This window comes from Cohnella endophytica, assembly GCF_003628305.1.
Classification (GTDB): Bacteria; Bacillota; Bacilli; order Paenibacillales; family Paenibacillaceae; genus Cohnella; species Cohnella endophytica.
This window is the reverse complement of sequence record NZ_RBZM01000011.1, coordinates 167422-183659: the sequence shown is the minus strand read 5'-3', so window position 1 is coordinate 183659 and position 16238 is coordinate 167422. Positions and strand designations below refer to the sequence as shown.

Sequence of the window (16238 nt, the reverse complement as noted above, 5' to 3'; positions counted from 1 at the left end):
CTCCTTGCAGTTGTGTAATGAGTTAGACGCAGAACATGCTCATATGTTCCGGTGGAAAATGATGTGTTCGTACTTTTATTCGGTATTGGGCAAATCGCGGTTATGCTATAATTTGGTTACGATAAGGAGATGCGGACTGGGGGGAGCTAGGTGAGTAAACGCAAACCGGGCTTCGGCAAGCAGTTAGCGGAGTTGCATCGATGGAACGGATGGATCGTATCGTTACTGGCCGTCACCGGACTGTTGTTGCCGTGGGACGAGGTGCGGGGATGGCTAGACGGTCACTTCCGCCAGCCGGTTAAACAACTGCATATTATTCTCGGCGTGTTATCCGGTGTTTTGCTGCTCCTTTATTTTCCTCTAATGAAACGACACCTGAAGCAAATTCGTCAGAGACCGAAGCAGAAGGGCAATCTAAGCTTTGTTATCGCGCTGCTGATTGGCTGGTTGCTGTCCGGCATCGTGCTGTGGCAACTGCGCAGCTTTCCCCCGAGCTGGGCGAACGGGGCGTTGCTCGTTCACGATTTGTTCACGTATGTAGGCGTTCCTTATATTGTTTACCACTCCATTACCCGCACGAGGTGGATGAAGAAGCCGGAACGTAGGACGGTTCGTACGACGGAGGAGGAGACGGAGAGTCGCCTAGCAACGTCGCCGGCAGTCGCCGCGCATTACGAACCGACGCCGCTCATTAATCGCCGGCAGTTCCTGAAGTGGTCGCTCGGCGCGACGCTCGCGATCGCGGTGGCCCCGTCGTTCTTCCGCTGGCTGAACCAGGCGACCGGCGGAGCGATCTCGGACGTCCCCGGAGGGATGAAAGAGGTGTCGGATTCCTCGAATCGGATGCTGCCGAACCCGACGCCGCTTCCGGATTCGGTCAACGTAGTCGGAGGGGGAGCCAAAGGCTATTTCCGCGTCTATACGGTAACTCCGCTTCCGTCTTTCGACTCCGCCACGTGGCGTTTTACGATCAACGGTCTGGTCGATCGGCCGGTGACGTGGACTTGGGAGCAGTTCCTCGCCTTGGCCCGCGACGTACAAGTGAGCGACTTTCATTGCGTAACGGGCTGGTCGGTCTACAAGAATACGTGGGAAGGTATTCCCTTATCCGCGTTATTGAAGCAGGCCGGCGTGAAGGCAAACGCGAAAAACGTTAAATTTTACTCCGGAGACGGCGAATATACGGATACGTTAACTCTGGAACAAGCGAACATGGACGACGTGATGGTCGCGGTGCTCCACGACGGCAAGCCGATCCATCGGGATTACGGCGGGCCGGCGCGTCTGATCGTACCTCAGATGTACGCGTACAAATCCGTGAAGTGGCTTAACGGCATCGAGTTGATCGACAAGGAACATATCGGTTATTGGGAAGCGAGAGGTTACGATACCGACGCTTGGGTGAAAACATAAGCAAACAACGGCAAGAGGCCCGGAAGAAGCAGGAACTCCGCATGGATGCGGATCCGCTTGATTCCGGGCTTCTTGGCCGGTTATCGGCGCGAATGATCAGTCGGTTTCCTTACGTACGGACGGGACGGGGGCGACGGACTTCGTATTCTCCAACGTGTCGTTTACGAAAGCCATGTCCTGGTTGCGCGCTTTCGTATGCGTCGTCCCTTTGTAATTGCCTTTATGTGTTTTATTTTCCATCGGGCTTCCCTCCTTTCTACGTCGTCATTGTGCGCATTCGCGCTTCCCGTTATCCGGGAGATCGTTTGCGGAGGAGGAGACTTGTCGGTAATCGCCGGGCATCCGACGAACGGATGTGGACGTGGTTCCGCAGTTCCGTTATAATGGCGTGAGAATTGAACAGCTTGACGATCGGTCCCGCGAGTCGCGGCGAAACGATCGCAAGAAGTCAGGAGTGTTTGAATAATGGCACTGTCGTGCGGAATCGTCGGACTTCCCAACGTGGGCAAGTCGACCTTGTTTAATGCAATCACCCAAGCGGGCGCGGAGTCCGCTAACTATCCGTTTTGCACGATCGACCCGAACGTGGGCGTCGTCGAAGTTCCGGACGAGCGTCTGCAGAAGCTTGCGGACATCGTCAATCCGAATCGCATCGTTCCGACGGCCTACGAGTTCGTCGACATCGCGGGCTTGGTTAAAGGCGCGAGCCGCGGGGAAGGCTTGGGGAACAAGTTCCTCGCCAACATCCGGGAAGTCGATGCGATCGTTCACGTCGTGCGTTGCTTCCAAGACGAGAACATTACCCATGTCTCGGGCAAGATCGACCCGATCAACGACATCGAAGTCATAAACCTGGAACTGATCCTTACCGATATCGATTCGATCGAGAAGCGGATGGATCGTACGCGCAAAGGGCTTAAAGGCGGAGACAAGAAGGTTGCGGAAGAGCTCGAGGTTCTGACTCGCGTTCACGAAGCGCTAACGGCGGAGAAACCGGCAAGAAGCGTCGAGCTCTCCGCCGAAGAGAAATTGCTCATTCGCGACCTGCATTTGTTGACGATGAAGCCGGTATTATACGCGGCTAACGTAAGCGAGAGCGAAGCGGCGAACGCGGACGGCAATCCATACGTTCAGAAGGTTCGCGAATTCGCGGCGTCGGAAGGCTCCGAGGTCGTTCACATCAGCGCCAAAGTGGAATCCGAGATCGCCGAGCTGGAAGGCGAGGACAAGGAACTCTTCTTCGAAGAGCTGGGCTTGACCGAATCCGGTCTCGACCGTCTCATTCGCGCTTCTTACAAGCTTCTGGGCTTGTACACATACTTTACTGCGGGCGTACAAGAGGTTCGGGCATGGACGATTCGCAAAGGGATGAAGGCGCCGCAAGCGGCGGGCGTTATCCATAGCGATTTCGAACGGGGCTTCATTCGCGCCGAGGTCGTTTCCTATGAGGGTCTGACGACTTCCGGCTCGATGAAAGCGGCCAAGGAGAAGGGGCTAACCCGTCTCGAGGGCAAAGAGTATGTCGTTGCCGACGGGGACGTTATGCACTTCTTGTTTAACGTATAAGATCGGTTTAATGGGCAGTTTCGCGGAAGTTTCTTCGCGAGACTGCCTTTTTTGTTGTTCGCCGCGAGTATTGAGCAACCTAACTGTGAGAATATTCTAATGAAACCTTTCCGAAATGCGTTTCGTCAGTGACATTGACAACAAGCTTTTACCACATCTTACTAAGGCGATTTAAGGAAGGGGAAACATCGTATGCGCAATAAAAAATTATTGATTCTCGTCACGGCGGCAGGGCTGCTCGGAACATCGGCGGTCGTCGGAGCAAACGGGCTGGTTACCAAGGTGAGCGGAGTGTTGCATAAAGAAGTGAAGGTCACCGTGAACGGGACGGATACGGCGCTTCACCCGGTGTATATCGACGGCAAGGCGTATTTGCCTGCGAGGGATTTGGCGACGCAACTCGGGTACGACTTGAGCTGGGGCAACAAGAACACGCAAATCGAACTTACCTCGAAGGAGGAACAAGCGGCGGAATATATTCGGACGACCGGCGTTATCGTCGACGTTAAACCTGCGGACAAAGGTCAGTATCGCATCGAATTGCTCGGCAAAGGAGATTATGGCTGGATCATTCTCTACGCCGATAAGGACACGATCCTGACGGATAATAGCGGTCAAGCGTTCGCTGCGAAAGATCTGAAAGCCGGCACGCAAATTACGGCGGAATTCGGACCGATCGTCGCCATGAGCTTCCCGGGCCAATCCCACGCGCACAAAATCGTCGTCGGCAACGAGACCCTCGTGAAAGAGGATGTCATTCAATCGGTGGACAAAACCGATGACGGCTGGCAAGTGAAGTTCGGCGAGACGAAGGACGGCGTAACAAGGACGTCATTGGTACTTACTGCAGGCAAGGAAACGAGCGTCCTTACCAGCGAAGGACAATCCGTCGATTGGGCGGACCTGAAGGCGGGCACGAAAGCAACGGCTTATTACGGTCCGATCATGACGAAGAGCCTTCCGCCGCAATCTCCGCTGCATTATCTGGTCGTAGCTCCGGCGAATTCGACGGCTCCGCTAGGGAAATTGTCGGCCGAACAAGCGCAAGCCTACCGCGAGCTGGCTTGGAGCAACATGCCGGACAGCCAGAAGTCTCATCTGACGACGAAGAAGGACGAAGCCGAGGTTTCGATTATTTCCTCCAGCAATGCCGCGATTATAACGGTAACCGACGAGCAGAAGAAGAAGCTGGCCGAGGTTCAAGCCGTTAACGGTCCTCTTATCGAAGTCAAATACAGCACGGATCAGGATACGTTGCTTGGACCGTTGCAAATGGCGTTCGATCCCGATACGAAGGTGCTTGTCGGATTCTTTATACGCAGGTAACGATTTCTTTACGGTGAAGACCCGGGGGTTCCATTTCCCCCGGGTTTTCTTTGCGCGTTTTCGCGGTTGCCCCGCTCCGCTCGTTGCCGCGAATTGGAACCCGCACGAACGGGCTTACCTGTGGTATAATAATTTACAGTATGTTCTGAAAAGGATAATTAATAACGGAAAGAAAAGCCCTAGCGGGCAACGGAGGATGAGGACAGTGCTGGACCGTCTGCAAATACTGGCGGATCGATACGAGAAGCTAAACGAATTGCTCAGCGATCCCGACGTGGTGAGCGACTCGACGCGGCTGCGGACTTATGCCAAGGAGCAATCCGGGCTTGAGGAAGCTTATCGCGCTTACGAAGAATATAAGCAGGTGCTGACGCAGCTTCAGGATGCGAAAGCCATGCAAGACGATAAATTGGACGACGAGATGCGCGAAATGGTGAAGCTGGAGATTCAGGAGCTGGACGACCGTCGCGCGGCGCTGGAAGAGAAAGTCAGGTTCCTCTTGCTGCCGAAGGATCCGAACGACGGCAAGGACATTATCGTGGAAATCCGCGGTGCGGCCGGCGGAGAAGAGGCTAACCTGTTCGCGGCCGAGCTGTACCGGATGTACGCGAAGTTCGCGGACAGCCAAGGCTGGCGCACGGAAGTGCTCGAATCCAGCGTAAGCGACCTCGGCGGCTTCAAGGAAGTTATCTTCACGGTCAGCGGCTCGGAAGCGTACCGGATGATGAAGTACGAGAGCGGGGCGCATCGCGTTCAACGCGTACCGGAGACGGAATCCGGCGGAAGGATTCATACTTCCACTTCTACGGTCGTCGTCATGCCGGAAGCGGAAGAGGTCGATATCGTCATTCACGACAAGGATATTCGCGTGGATACGTTCTGCTCCAGCGGAGCCGGCGGCCAATCCGTCAATACGACGAAGTCCGCGGTCCGCGTAACGCACGTGCCTACGGGTATCGTGGCGACATGTCAGGACGGCAAATCCCAGAACGATAACAAAGACAAAGCCCTTCAAGTGCTTCGCACCCGGATCATGGACGTCAGACGTCAAGAAGAGGAAGCGAAGTATTCCGGAGAACGCCGCGAGAAAATCGGGACGGGCGACAGAAGCGAACGTATCCGTACGTACAACTTCCCGCAAAGCAGGGTAACCGATCATCGCATCGGGTTAACCCTTCACCGTCTGGATTACGTGCTTAACGGCGATATGGAAGAGATCGTTCAAGCTTTGACTTTAGCCGAACAAGCGGAAGTTCTGGAACGCGAGCAGATGAAGTAAGCTAGGAGGCGTTGGCGTGAATTCAGAACGCGAATCCGCGCCTCTTACGTTGGGCGAGGCCCGGCGTCAAGGCGCGGAACATTTACGGCAAGCCGGAGTCGAAGAAGCGGACGCTGATGCGGAGCTTCTTCTTCTTTATGTGCTCGGAATCGGCAAATCGACGTTATTGCGCGATTGGCGCGATCCTTTCCCCGCGGAGAAACGGGAAACTTGGGATAAGCTGCTCGAACGAAGAGGGACGGGCATTCCCGTGCAATACGTGATCGGGGAACAACATTTCTTCGGACGCCCGTTCGAAGTATCGGAGGCCGTGCTTATCCCGCGTCCCGAGACGGAGCTGTTGGCGGAGGCGGTGTTGGATATCGCGACCCGGCTATGGCCAGATCCGGCGGTTCCGCCGGTCGTGCTGGATGTCGGCACCGGAAGCGGAGCGCTCGCGGTTACTTTCGCGGCAGAACGCCCGGAGTGGCGGGTATTCGCTTCCGATTTATCCGAGGATGCGCTTCGCGTTGCCGGTAGAAACGCGGTCCGGCATGGCGTCGAGGAGAGGATAACGTTCGTGCAAGGGGATCTCTTGTCGCCGTTTATGGCCTCGGCCGGCAATGAATACCCGCAGATCGACATTCTCGTCTCCAATCCTCCCTACATTCCTTCATCGGATATACCGGAACTGCAACGCGAGGTACGGGATCACGAACCCCGGCTTGCGTTGGATGGCGGCGAGGACGGCTTAAATCCTTATCGGATTATGGCGGGACAGCTCAAGGGTTTGATCGGCATTCCCAGAGTCGTCGCGATGGAGGTCGGCATTCATCAGGCGGAAGAGGTCGCGGAGTTTCTGCGGGCTGCCGCGGATTGGGCGGAAATTCGGTACGTGAAGGACTATGCCGGAATCGACAGGCACGTTGTCGCGATAAAATAAAGAAGATGCCGTTCCAGAAATAAGTTCGTTCGCATGGCGGACATCCCACATGAACCGAAAATGCGTTGAAAAGTGGAAGTGGCGACGTGAAGGGAGATAATCCCTGCGTCGCCATTTCTCGTTTTGACCTAACAATACGAAACATCGTAACAACGACGATATGAGCCCATTAGGTCCGACTTCGGTACCTCATACGATGAAAAATATCGTAACAGCGCCCAATATCCCGAAATGGGGTAGCATGCGATGAAAAACATCGTAACAACGACGATACGAGCCCATTAGGTCCGATTTCGGTACCTCATACGATGAAAAACATCGTAACAGCGCTCAATATCCCCGAAATGGGGTAGCATGCGATGAAAAACATCGTAACAGCGCTCAATATCCCCGAAATGGGGTAGCATGCGATGAAAAACATCGTAACAACGACGAAATGAGCCCATTAGGTCCGATTTCGGTACCTCATGGGATGAAAAATATCGTAAGTATCTTTTTGCGTTCTTATGATCTAATTTGAGTGGCAATCGATGGAAAAGAGGAGCTCGCTTATGGGACAGCTTCTTTGCGTATTCATGGCGATTTTTTTGCCTCGCCCCACCTCGCCTTGAATCAGATCGGGTTAACCGGCTATCCAGAACGGCGATCCGCAAGCAAATCCATGAAACGAACAGCCTGGGCCGACAATGGCTCCTTCCTCGAATAGGTGAAAATCGGATTCATCAACTTGACGTCCTCCACGTAAATTCTCTTCAGCGCTCCCCGTTCCAAGCCGTCGCGAGCTTCCGAAGCGGAGAGAAAAGCGATCCCGTAGCCTTCGGAGACGACGCGCAGCAGCTCGCCGAAGCCGTTCATCTGCAGTCCTCCGTTCGGCATAGGAACTCGTTTGACGGCGCACAATGCCTGAAGTTGTTCGCGGGCGTAACTGCCTTGCTCGCGGAAGACGAAGGGCTCTTCCACGATTTCCGCCAATGTCGTTCTCCGCCCGGCGAAGGGATGATCCTTCCGCGCGACGAACCACAGCTCGTCTTCGTGCCATAACGTACGATCGAGCAGTGGGTGGGTATGCTGGCTGCCTCCGATGAAGGCGATGTCGGCTTCGAAGCGGAGCAAGAGCTCGATTGCGTTGGCCGAGCTTGTCGCCGTGAATCGTAGGTCGATGCCGGCGTTCTGCTTTTTGTAGTCCGCGATGAGCGAGGGTAACAGGAAGTTGGCGGGAAGATAGGTAGCCGCGATCCTCAGCGATCCTAGTCCGCCTTGCCTGTAATCGTCGATCGTCTGCTCGATCCGGGCTTCCAGCGAGAAAAGCCTTCCGGCATCCCGCGACAGCTTCAAACCGACTTCCGTCAGCAGAATCCCTCTCCCCTGGGGCGACAACAGTTGCAGACCAAGCTCTCGCTCCAGCTTCTTGATTTGTCCGGTTACGGCAGGCTGGCTGAGGTTTAATCTTTCCGCCGCCTTCGTAACGCTGCCTAGCTCCGCTACATGATGGAAAAGTCTCAGCGCATGAAGGTTCAACATATCCGATTCGCGCCCCCTTAAGAATCATCAGAAATATTTATGATATCTCTAAAATATTGTATTAGATTTATGATTTAATTCCCTCTATTCTAAGCTTACTAGGGCGGGATAAGCAATCGTGCCCGACGAAAAGTGGGGGGATGACGATGTTAATCCGTTGTTACGATTGCGGAGAAACACAGGACGATCGCGCTTATTCCTGCATGTGCGGAGGACTGTTGGAGGTCGTGCAAGACTTCAAAGGACTGGATGCGGAAGAGCTGAAAATGAGGTTTCGCCATAGGTTATCGGAAAGAATGTCGCCTTATGCCAGTGGGGTGTGGCGCTACAAAGAGCTCATCCATCCGGAGCTGCCCGACGGCGAGATCGTGACGAAGAGAGAGGGAAATACCGGTCTATACGCTCCCGAAGTTGTCCGGCGGTCGCTCGGAATACGGAAGGTGTGGCTGAAAGCGCAAAGCGAGAACCCGAGCGGTTCCTTTAAGGATAACGGGATGACGGTCGCGGTATCCCATGGCCGTTATCGCGGTTACCGCCGGTTTACCTGCACGTCGACGGGGAACACGTCATCATCGCTGGCGATGTACGCCGCGTGGGCGGAATGCGAATCGGTCGTCCTTGTGCCGAATGAACGGGTTTCTATCAATAAGGTGCTGCAAACGCTGGCTTACGGCGCCAAGGTCGTTGGCTTCGATGGGACGTACGACGAGGGGATCCGGTTTTATGAACGTTATGGGAGCGAATTAGGGCTTTATATTTGCAATTCCATCAATCCGTTTCGGATCGAAGGGCAGAAAAGCATCGTCTATGAGATCGCCCAATCGTTAGATTGGGAACTGCCCGATTGGATCGTTATCCCCGGCGGGGCGCTTAGCAACGTTACCGCGCTTGGCAAGGGGCTGGAAGATTTGTTCCAGCTGGGGTTAATCGAGCGAATGCCAAGAGTGGCGCTGATTCAAGCCGAAGGGGCAAGTCCGTTTCATCGGATGATGTCGCTAGGAGAGCAACAACTCACCGCCTTCGAAAGTCCGTCTACGATTGCCTCGGCGATGAACATCGGCAATCCTCCTAGTTGGAAGAAAGCTCGCGATTTCTTGACTAGGCATGGCGGAGTCACTTGCTCCGTAACGGACGAAGAGATCATGGCCGCCAAAACGTTGATCGACCGGAGCGGAATCGGCTGCGAACCGGCTTCCGCCGCGACGGTCGCGGGGCTGCGCAAGCTGTTGGCGGACAAGACGATCGATAGGGAGGAGACGGCGGCATGCATTCTTACGGGCAACCTGCTCAAGGATACGGAGGCGTTGAAGCATACTTACAGGAGCGAACTGTCCGAGTGGGACAGAGGGGGCTTAGCGATGCCCATGAAGCTCACGCCGGAAAGGGTGCTTGGTCGTCTCGGCTCCGCCGACGCTTTTAATCCAATATCTTAAATTCATGCCGGTTGATAGGTTTATAGAGTTGGAATCCGGACATACTGATGGCTAAGACGTTCCGGAACGCATAGAGCTGCACCGACGGGTGCGACAAGGAGCTTATTCCTATGCGTATTAGCCATCATTCCTATTCCTATCGTTATCGGCGTGTTAGCCAAATCATCTTCTTCCTATTCGCGATTTTCCTTGGTCTGTCCGTCTTATTCCGCGCGTCCGTATCCGCTTCCGCGAACGCAAGCAGAATCATTCCGGACGATGCAATCCGCATTCGGATTATCGCAAATTCCGACAAGGCGTCGGACCAGAACATTAAAGCAAGCGTGCGCGACGATGTCGCGGCGTTCATTAAATCTTGGGGCGCGATGCCCGATACCCAGGCGAAAGCTCGCGCGTTCATTCGGAAACACTTGCCGCAAATCCAAGCCCATGTCGACGGGAAGCTGAGGGAGCTTAATGCGCCTTACGAAGGCGTCGTAGAGCTGGCGAAAGTTCCGTTCCCGGAAAAAGCTTTCGACGGAGCGACCTATGCCGCGGGAGATTATGAAGCGTTAAGAATTACGCTTGGAGAAGGTTCGGGAGCAAATTGGTGGTGCGTACTGTTTCCGCCGCTATGCTTGACCGCGGCTACCGCGGACGATGATAAGGCTCCGTCCGCGGCGGTTACGAAGCTCGCGGCTACGGGCAAAGCGAAGGTCGCGGATGTCGCGGATGTCGCGGAAGACCATCCGAAAGCGAAGTTTTTCCTCTGGGAGCTCTTGGAGAAGCTGTTCTCGTTGATCGCCTCCTGGTTCTAACGCATGATGCCGCTATGTTATAATGACGGAAACACGATATGTCGGCTAAGCGATCGTTCGCTCAGCCTGGCAGGATGGAGTACGAAATCGACATGCATACGACATTTTGGTCCGCCGAACAAGCGCGGACCGGCATACAGGAAGCCGCCGCGGCCCTTGCCGCTGGCGGCGTCGTTGCGTTTCCGACGGAGACGGTGTACGGACTGGGCGGGGACGCCCGTAGCACGGAAGCGGTGAAACGAATTTTCGAAGCGAAAGGACGCCCGTCGGACAACCCTCTTATCGTTCATCTCGCCGACGAGGCGGAAGTATTCGAGCTCGCGGAGCGGGTAAACGACGTGGAGAAAGCGCTCATGGCGGCCTTCTGGCCGGGGCCATTAACTTTGGTTCTTCCGGTAAAGGCAGGCGCCGTATCGTCTCTCGTAACTGCGGGGCTGGATACGGTGGCGGTTAGGGTACCGGCGCACGAGCTGGCACGGGAACTCATCGGGCGTTCCGGCTGCCCTCTGGCGGCGCCGAGCGCCAATCGCTCCGGACGTCCGAGCCCGACGCGGGCAAGCCATGTTCTGGAAGACTTGGACGGCCGCATCGACGGCATTCTCGACGGAGGAGAAACCGGGGTGGGCTTGGAATCGACGGTCGTTCGGGTATTGGACGGCATCGTCCATATCCTGCGACCGGGGGGCGTCACGAAAGAACAACTGCAAGAGGCCGTCGGGGCAACAGCCGATATCGTATCGCCGGAGAACGACGCGAAGGTTACGACCTCGTCCTCGGAACCCGATTCGGATTCCGAGCAAGCTCCCCGTTCGCCCGGAACCAAGTACGCGCATTATGCGCCTCGAGGCGAAATGATTGTTTTCTCAGGTCCGCAAGAAATGTTGGTCGAAGCTATTCAAGCGAAAACCGATGAAACGGCAAAGCTAGGCCGTCGCATCGCCGTTCTGTGCTGCTCGGAGCACGCCGGTCTGTATCGGGAAGCGGAAGCCGTCTTCGACTGCGGCGAACGAGGCAATCCCGAACAAGCGGCGCGCGCGCTCTATGCGCGATTGCGCGAATGCGACGAGCGCGGGTTGGATTTCATCTTGGCGGAGGGATATCCCGAAGAAGGAATCGGAGCCGCGCTCATGAACAGGCTTCGCAAGGCGGCGGGAGGACGCGAAATTGTCGTCAGGTAACTCCCACGCGAGCCATTAACCCTCGAATGAATAAGCACGTCAGGCTCCCTTGCATGTTCCCCTTCTTGTCCGCATATGTTGGAAGAGACAACAGCGGACTGCGCAGAAGATGGAATGAGGGGGACAGGCTATGTTCGAATTGTCCGCGGCCACCGGGGAAATACTGACGATTCTCGTAATGGCGGTCGCCTTGGGCATGGACGCTTTTTCTCTCGGGGTCGGCATCGGGTTAAAGGGCGTTCGGCTATACGATATTGTTAAGCTCAGCTCGATCATAGGCTTATTTCACGTGTTGATGCCTCTCGGCGGAATGCTGACGGGTCAATACGTTAGCGGATTGCTGGGCGGGATCGCGACAACCGTGGCGGGCGGGTTGCTCTTGCTGCTAGGCGGGCATATGGTATATAGCTCGCTGCGAGGAGAAGCGGTGGACTCGATCGATCACCGCGCGGTAGGGGGAATGCTCGTGTTTTCTTTTAGCGTGAGCATCGACTCGTTCTCCGTAGGCATATCCATGGGGATGTTCTCCGCTCACGTGCTGCTGACCGTGCTCCTGTTCGGTTTTTTCGGCGGAGCCATGAGCGTGATGGGATTAATGCTGGGCAGACGGGCGAGCCGGTCGCTGGGAGGATATGGAGAAGCTTTGGGCGGTGTTATTTTGCTCGCTTTTGGTCTATTATTTCTTATATAAGCTTTTTGCGCATCTAGGAGCGACGGGAGGAGGCACGGAACCCCATGAACCGGATATTGATCGTATGCACGGGCAACACTTGCCGAAGCCCGATGGCCGAAGCGATGCTGAAAGATTTAGCCGCACGAACGGGCAAACCCCTCGAGATTCGTTCCGCCGGGGTAGCTACGGTAAACGGTTTGCCGATTTCTCCCCATGCCGCCTCGACGTTAAGAAGACGGAAGCTCATGTTGCCGGGAGACTCGACGGCGCTGACCGCGGACGAAGTGCTGTGGGCGAACTTGATTCTGACGATGACCTCCGGTCACAAAAGAGCGATTCTCGAACGATTCCCGCAAGCTTTGCCCAAAACCTTCACGCTGAAGGAATACGCTTTGCGCGGAGATCCGGTCATGGACGACGTGGCGGAAGCGGAGCGACTCTATTCGGAGTGGCAGGTAAGGCAGGCTTTAGGCCAGAATTTGTCCGCCGAGGAACGCGCTCGGCTGTTCGAATTGCAACGGAGAATTCCGGATTTCGATATCGCGGATCCTTTCGGCGGCTCTTTGTCTTTATACGAGCAGTGCGCGGACGAATTAGAGGATATTCTAATGACGCTCGTAGACAAATTGGACGCCGATTCCAAAGAACGGTGATTGATTTTTGCTTGCCCGTTCGGTATGATGGGATCATAACTTAAAGTTCCGATGTAACTGGCGACGACAAGTGGAGCATACCACGGTGGAGCATCGGAATGACGGCCGGTCGCCTGGGCAAAGAGCAGCGTGCGTAAGCATGCTTGCTCTTTTTTGTCGTTATTAGGGGTTATCTTCAGCACAAAAGTACGGGAGGGATGCGCCGGACGCGATGTCTAAGCTTAATCAGTCGAACTGTTTGAGCCGGTAGAAATCAGGTATAATACCTTTATTGTGTCAACGGTCGGCAATGCAGCCGAACTGCAAGGAGGTCATTGTATGGCTCCGGATTCCATTTCCATTCCCGGAACGTCCGAAACGCAGCCTATCGCCGATCAAGTAGAGAAGCTGTTGGACGAACTCGTGAAGTCGGGCGGCGTACGCGCCGGCCAGATCGTCGTGCTCGGAGTGAGCACGAGCGAAGTGCGAGGGCAACGAATCGGCACCTCTGGCGCGGAAGATATCGCGGAACATATCTATGCGGGAGTCCAAAGGGTTCGGGAAAAGGCCGGCTTCCACGTCGTGTGGCAATGCTGCGAGCATTTGAATCGCGCTTTGGTTACCGAACGCCGTTTGGCCGAAGCCCAGGGGTGGACGGAAGTATCGGCCGTTCCCGTTCCTAAAGCGGGTGGTTCGATGGCTGCCTATGCCTATCGAAACCTTGAAGAGCCGTGCCTCGTCGAGGCGGTACAGGTTCATGCGGGCGTCGACATCGGCGAGACGATGATCGGAATGCATCTTCGCCCGGTAGCCGTTCCGCTTAGACCGACGGTTAGGGCGATCGGACACGCCAGAGCGAATCTGGCGACGACCCGTCCGAGACTGATCGGAGGAGCTCGAGCCGTATACGAGTTGCCCCTTGAAAGCTCATCTCCATCTTGCGATTAATTCATGAACAACCATTTGGGAGGATAAAAGACTATGTTGGAAAATTTGCGCAAACAAGACCCGAAAATCGTTGAAGCCCTGAACCTTGAACTGAAACGCCAACGCGACAATATCGAATTGATCGCTTCGGAGAATATCGTAAGCGAAGCGGTACTGGAAACGATGGGAACGGTGTTGACCAACAAATACGCGGAAGGTTATCCGGGCAAACGTTATTACGGCGGATGCGAGTACGTGGATATTCCCGAGCAAATCGCCCGCGACCGCGCGAAGGAATTGTTCGGCGCCGAGCACGCGAACGTGCAGCCGCATTCCGGCGCGCAAGCGAACCTTGCCGTTTACTTGGCCGTATTGAAACCTGGCGATACCGTCCTCGGCATGAACCTTGCGCACGGCGGCCACCTTACTCACGGTAACCCGGCGAACGCGTCCGGCTTGCTGTACAACTTCGTCGCTTACGGCGTAGACGAGCAGACGTTCACGATCGATTACGACGAAGTCCGCAAGGCGGCGTTCAAGCACCGTCCTCGCCTGATCGTAGCGGGAGCTTCGGCTTACCCGCGCACGATCGATTTCGAGAAAATGGGCCAAATCGCGAATGACGTGGGCGCGCTGTTCATGGTGGATATGGCGCACATCGCGGGCCTTGTTGCCGGCGGCGAGCACCCGAGTCCGGTTCCGCACGCGCACTTCGTCACGACGACGACGCACAAAACGCTTCGCGGTCCTCGCGGAGGCATGATCCTTTGCCGCCAGCCTTGGGCGGCGGCGATCGATAAAGCGGTATTCCCGGGCACGCAAGGCGGACCGCTTATGCACATTATCGCGGCCAAAGCGGTAGCTTTCGGAGAAGCGCTCGAGCCTTCCTTCAAGGAGTATGCGCGCAATGTAGTCGTGAACGCGAAAGCGTTGGCGGATGCTCTCGTTGCCGAAGGCCTGAACCTCGTCTCCGGAGGAACGGATAACCATCTGATGCTGATCGATACCCGCAATCTCAACATTACGGGCAAAGTAGCCGAGCACGTATTGGATTCCGTAGCGATTACCGTCAACAAGAACGCCATTCCTTTCGATCCGACGAGCCCGTTCGTCACCAGCGGTATCCGCGTAGGTACGCCTGCGGTAACGACTCGTGGAATGGGTCCGGAAGCGATGAAGACGATCGCGCAAGTCATCGCGTTGACGCTCAAAAATCCGGAAGACCAAGCTACGCTCGAGAAAGCTCGCGGCATCGTTGCCGAACTGACGGCGAAGTACCCGCTATACCCGAACGTTCAATACTAAAATGAGTTGAAATAATGACCTGAAATGCAGAAAAACCGAGAGCCGACTAGCGTCGACTCTCGGTTTTTTGCATTCGGAAGATGGATTGGGGCGCCTATTTCAGATCAACAGCGTGATGACCAGCAGTTCGTACAGCACTAGAGTAAGGATGGCGTTCGAAGCATAGGGTCCGAAGAAACGGGCATCGCCGGTCATGATGTGCAGGTAGGATTGATCGGCTCCGACGACGACGCCCTCGTAGGTGTGGCCGTCCAGCGTCTGCACACGGACGTTGCGGTTCATGCACTGGCTGCTGACGTCGGCGAGCTTGTTCCGCGTTTTGCGGACGTGATCGACCCATTGGGTATCTGCTTTATATAGGGGGGCGGGGGCGGCAGCGGCAGGATTTGCGGGAACGCGTGTTTTCATGGATATTCCTCCTAAAAGTTCTATTCCATGCTATGCGCTTGCCTAACGAACCGTGCGGAATCAAGCATCGGCGATCACGATCTTTCGACGAAATTCGGGACATATCTACGGATGTTATGCACCGGTTCGGAGACAATGATATAATGTACGGGCAAGCTACATATGCAGAACGGCCGATGGACGGCATTTGCCGGCATCGGGTCGATAAGAAAGGGTAGAACTTAATGGGGACTCTGGTCATTTGCGATCATCCGCTGATTCAGCACAAACTCACGTTTATCCGTGACAAAATGACAAATACGAAGCAATTCCGTGAGCTGGTCGACGAAGTGGCTATGCTGATGGCATACGAAATAACGAGGGACGTTCCGCTTTCGTCTATTCGGGTAGAAACGCCCGTGACGATCGCGGAAGGAAAAGTAATCGCCGGAAGAATGATGGGCCTTATCCCGATTCTACGCGCCGGCCTCGGCATGGTGGACGGGGTGCTTAAGATCATTCCTTCGGCCAAGGTCGGGCATATCGGGTTGTACCGCGACCACGAGACCCTCCAACCTGTCGAATATTATTGCAGTTTGCCTTCGGACGTTGCCGAACGGGAATTGATCGTGATCGATCCTATGCTCGCTACCGGAGGTTCGGCGAACGCGGCGATCGACATGCTGAAGGCTAAGGGATGCCGCCCGACGAAGCTTATGTGCCTGATCGCGGCTCCGGAAGGAGTCGCGGCGGTTCGGGAGCGTCATCCGGACATCGATATTTATTTGGCCGCGCTGGACGAGAAGCTGAACGAGCACGGTTATATCGTACCTGGCCTTGGGGACGCGGGGGACAGGCTTTACGGAACCAAATAGCGCA

Annotated in this window: 16 protein-coding genes and 1 riboswitch; of the genes, 13 read left to right on the top strand and 3 right to left on the bottom strand. The window is 55.4% G+C overall.

Annotated features, from left to right (window positions below; genetic code table 11):
• Positions 1-150: 150 nt before the first annotated feature.
• Positions 151-1413 (top strand): molybdopterin-dependent oxidoreductase, encoded by a 1263-nt coding sequence (locus tag D7Z26_RS23820; RefSeq protein ID WP_120979524.1) that lies wholly within the window; start codon positions 151-153, stop codon positions 1411-1413.
• A 96-nt stretch (positions 1414-1509) separates the two neighbouring features.
• On the opposite strand, the gene D7Z26_RS27580 is transcribed toward D7Z26_RS23820, so the two are convergent.
• Positions 1510-1653: a hypothetical protein gene (locus D7Z26_RS27580; RefSeq protein WP_199731770.1), complete on the bottom strand. Its 144-nt coding sequence runs from the start codon at positions 1651-1653 to the stop codon at positions 1510-1512.
• Between the two features lie 225 nt (positions 1654-1878).
• Here D7Z26_RS27580 and ychF point away from each other — a divergent pair, with 225 nt between their 5' ends.
• The 4 genes from ychF (at position 1879) to prmC (ending at position 6506) form a co-directional block, all read left to right on the top strand.
• On the top strand, positions 1879-2979 hold the full coding sequence (gene ychF / locus D7Z26_RS23815) for a redox-regulated ATPase YchF (RefSeq protein ID WP_120979523.1): 1101 nt from the start codon (positions 1879-1881) through the stop codon (positions 2977-2979).
• A gap of 192 nt (positions 2980-3171) precedes the next feature.
• Entirely contained in the window at positions 3172-4305 is a 1134-nt protein-coding gene (locus D7Z26_RS23810) for a stalk domain-containing protein (protein ID WP_120979522.1), read from the top strand.
• Positions 4306-4510: 205 nt separating this feature from the next.
• Entirely contained in the window at positions 4511-5584 is a 1074-nt protein-coding gene (gene prfA, locus D7Z26_RS23805) for a peptide chain release factor 1 (protein WP_120979521.1), read from the top strand.
• Positions 5585-5600: 16 nt separating this feature from the next.
• Positions 5601-6506, top strand: a complete 906-nt coding sequence (gene prmC / locus D7Z26_RS23800) for a peptide chain release factor N(5)-glutamine methyltransferase (RefSeq protein ID WP_120979520.1) — start codon at positions 5601-5603, stop codon at positions 6504-6506.
• Between the two features lie 630 nt (positions 6507-7136).
• Here the strand turns inward: prmC and D7Z26_RS23795 are convergent.
• Positions 7137-8027: a LysR family transcriptional regulator gene (locus D7Z26_RS23795; protein ID WP_233567164.1), complete on the bottom strand. Its 891-nt coding sequence runs from the start codon at positions 8025-8027 to the stop codon at positions 7137-7139.
• Positions 8028-8173: 146 nt separating this feature from the next.
• Between D7Z26_RS23795 and thrC the strand changes: the two genes are divergently transcribed.
• The 7 genes from thrC (at position 8174) to D7Z26_RS23760 (ending at position 14972) form a co-directional block, all read left to right on the top strand.
• Positions 8174-9460: a threonine synthase gene (thrC, locus tag D7Z26_RS23790; RefSeq protein ID WP_120979519.1), complete on the top strand. Its 1287-nt coding sequence runs from the start codon at positions 8174-8176 to the stop codon at positions 9458-9460.
• Positions 9461-9570: 110 nt separating this feature from the next.
• The gene (locus D7Z26_RS23785; protein ID WP_120979518.1) at positions 9571-10257 is read left to right on the top strand and encodes a stage II sporulation protein R; all 687 of its coding nucleotides are present in this window, start codon (positions 9571-9573) and stop codon (positions 10255-10257) included.
• Positions 10258-10349: 92 nt separating this feature from the next.
• Positions 10350-11435: an L-threonylcarbamoyladenylate synthase gene (locus D7Z26_RS23780; protein ID WP_120979588.1), complete on the top strand. Its 1086-nt coding sequence runs from the start codon at positions 10350-10352 to the stop codon at positions 11433-11435.
• Between the two features lie 130 nt (positions 11436-11565).
• Complete coding sequence (locus D7Z26_RS23775; protein WP_120979517.1) at positions 11566-12126, top strand: manganese efflux pump MntP; 561 nt, start codon at positions 11566-11568, stop codon at positions 12124-12126.
• Between the two features lie 44 nt (positions 12127-12170).
• Entirely contained in the window at positions 12171-12761 is a 591-nt protein-coding gene (locus tag D7Z26_RS23770; protein WP_120979516.1) for a low molecular weight protein arginine phosphatase, read from the top strand.
• A gap of 43 nt (positions 12762-12804) precedes the next feature.
• Positions 12805-12887, top strand: a riboswitch (ZMP/ZTP riboswitch).
• Between the two features lie 192 nt (positions 12888-13079).
• A complete protein-coding gene (locus D7Z26_RS23765) occupies positions 13080-13688 on the top strand; it encodes a TIGR01440 family protein (RefSeq protein WP_120979515.1) in 609 nt (202 codons plus the stop codon).
• Between the two features lie 36 nt (positions 13689-13724).
• The gene (locus D7Z26_RS23760) at positions 13725-14972 is read left to right on the top strand and encodes a serine hydroxymethyltransferase (RefSeq protein ID WP_120979587.1); all 1248 of its coding nucleotides are present in this window, start codon (positions 13725-13727) and stop codon (positions 14970-14972) included.
• Between the two features lie 99 nt (positions 14973-15071).
• Here D7Z26_RS23760 and D7Z26_RS23755 read toward each other — a convergent pair whose 3' ends face one another.
• Positions 15072-15380: an LSm family protein gene (locus D7Z26_RS23755; RefSeq protein WP_120979514.1), complete on the bottom strand. Its 309-nt coding sequence runs from the start codon at positions 15378-15380 to the stop codon at positions 15072-15074.
• A gap of 224 nt (positions 15381-15604) precedes the next feature.
• Here D7Z26_RS23755 and upp point away from each other — a divergent pair, with 224 nt between their 5' ends.
• On the top strand, positions 15605-16234 hold the full coding sequence (gene upp / locus D7Z26_RS23750; protein ID WP_120979513.1) for a uracil phosphoribosyltransferase: 630 nt from the start codon (positions 15605-15607) through the stop codon (positions 16232-16234).
• The last annotated feature ends 4 nt before the right edge of the window (positions 16235-16238 follow it).

Bases quoted from the DNA above. Each gene is read 5' to 3' on its own strand.
- D7Z26_RS23780 (WP_120979588.1), top strand. From the start codon at position 10,350: ATGCATACGACATTTTGGTCCGCCGAACAAGCGCGGACCGGCATACAG.
- ychF (WP_120979523.1), top strand. From the start codon at position 1,879: ATGGCACTGTCGTGCGGAATCGTCGGACTTCCCAACGTGGGCAAGTCG.
- thrC (WP_120979519.1), top strand. From the start codon at position 8,174: ATGTTAATCCGTTGTTACGATTGCGGAGAAACACAGGACGATCGCGCT.
- D7Z26_RS23770 (WP_120979516.1), top strand. From the start codon at position 12,171: ATGAACCGGATATTGATCGTATGCACGGGCAACACTTGCCGAAGCCCG.
- upp (WP_120979513.1), top strand. From the start codon at position 15,605: ATGGGGACTCTGGTCATTTGCGATCATCCGCTGATTCAGCACAAACTC.
- D7Z26_RS23810 (WP_120979522.1), top strand. From the start codon at position 3,172: ATGCGCAATAAAAAATTATTGATTCTCGTCACGGCGGCAGGGCTGCTC.
- D7Z26_RS23775 (WP_120979517.1), top strand. From the start codon at position 11,566: ATGTTCGAATTGTCCGCGGCCACCGGGGAAATACTGACGATTCTCGTA.
- D7Z26_RS23755 (WP_120979514.1), bottom strand. From the start codon at position 15,380: ATGAAAACACGCGTTCCCGCAAATCCTGCCGCTGCCGCCCCCGCCCCC.
- D7Z26_RS27580 (WP_199731770.1), bottom strand. From the start codon at position 1,653: ATGGAAAATAAAACACATAAAGGCAATTACAAAGGGACGACGCATACG.
- D7Z26_RS23795 (WP_233567164.1), bottom strand. From the start codon at position 8,027: ATGTTGAACCTTCATGCGCTGAGACTTTTCCATCATGTAGCGGAGCTA.
- D7Z26_RS23785 (WP_120979518.1), top strand. From the start codon at position 9,571: ATGCGTATTAGCCATCATTCCTATTCCTATCGTTATCGGCGTGTTAGC.
- D7Z26_RS23765 (WP_120979515.1), top strand. From the start codon at position 13,080: ATGGCTCCGGATTCCATTTCCATTCCCGGAACGTCCGAAACGCAGCCT.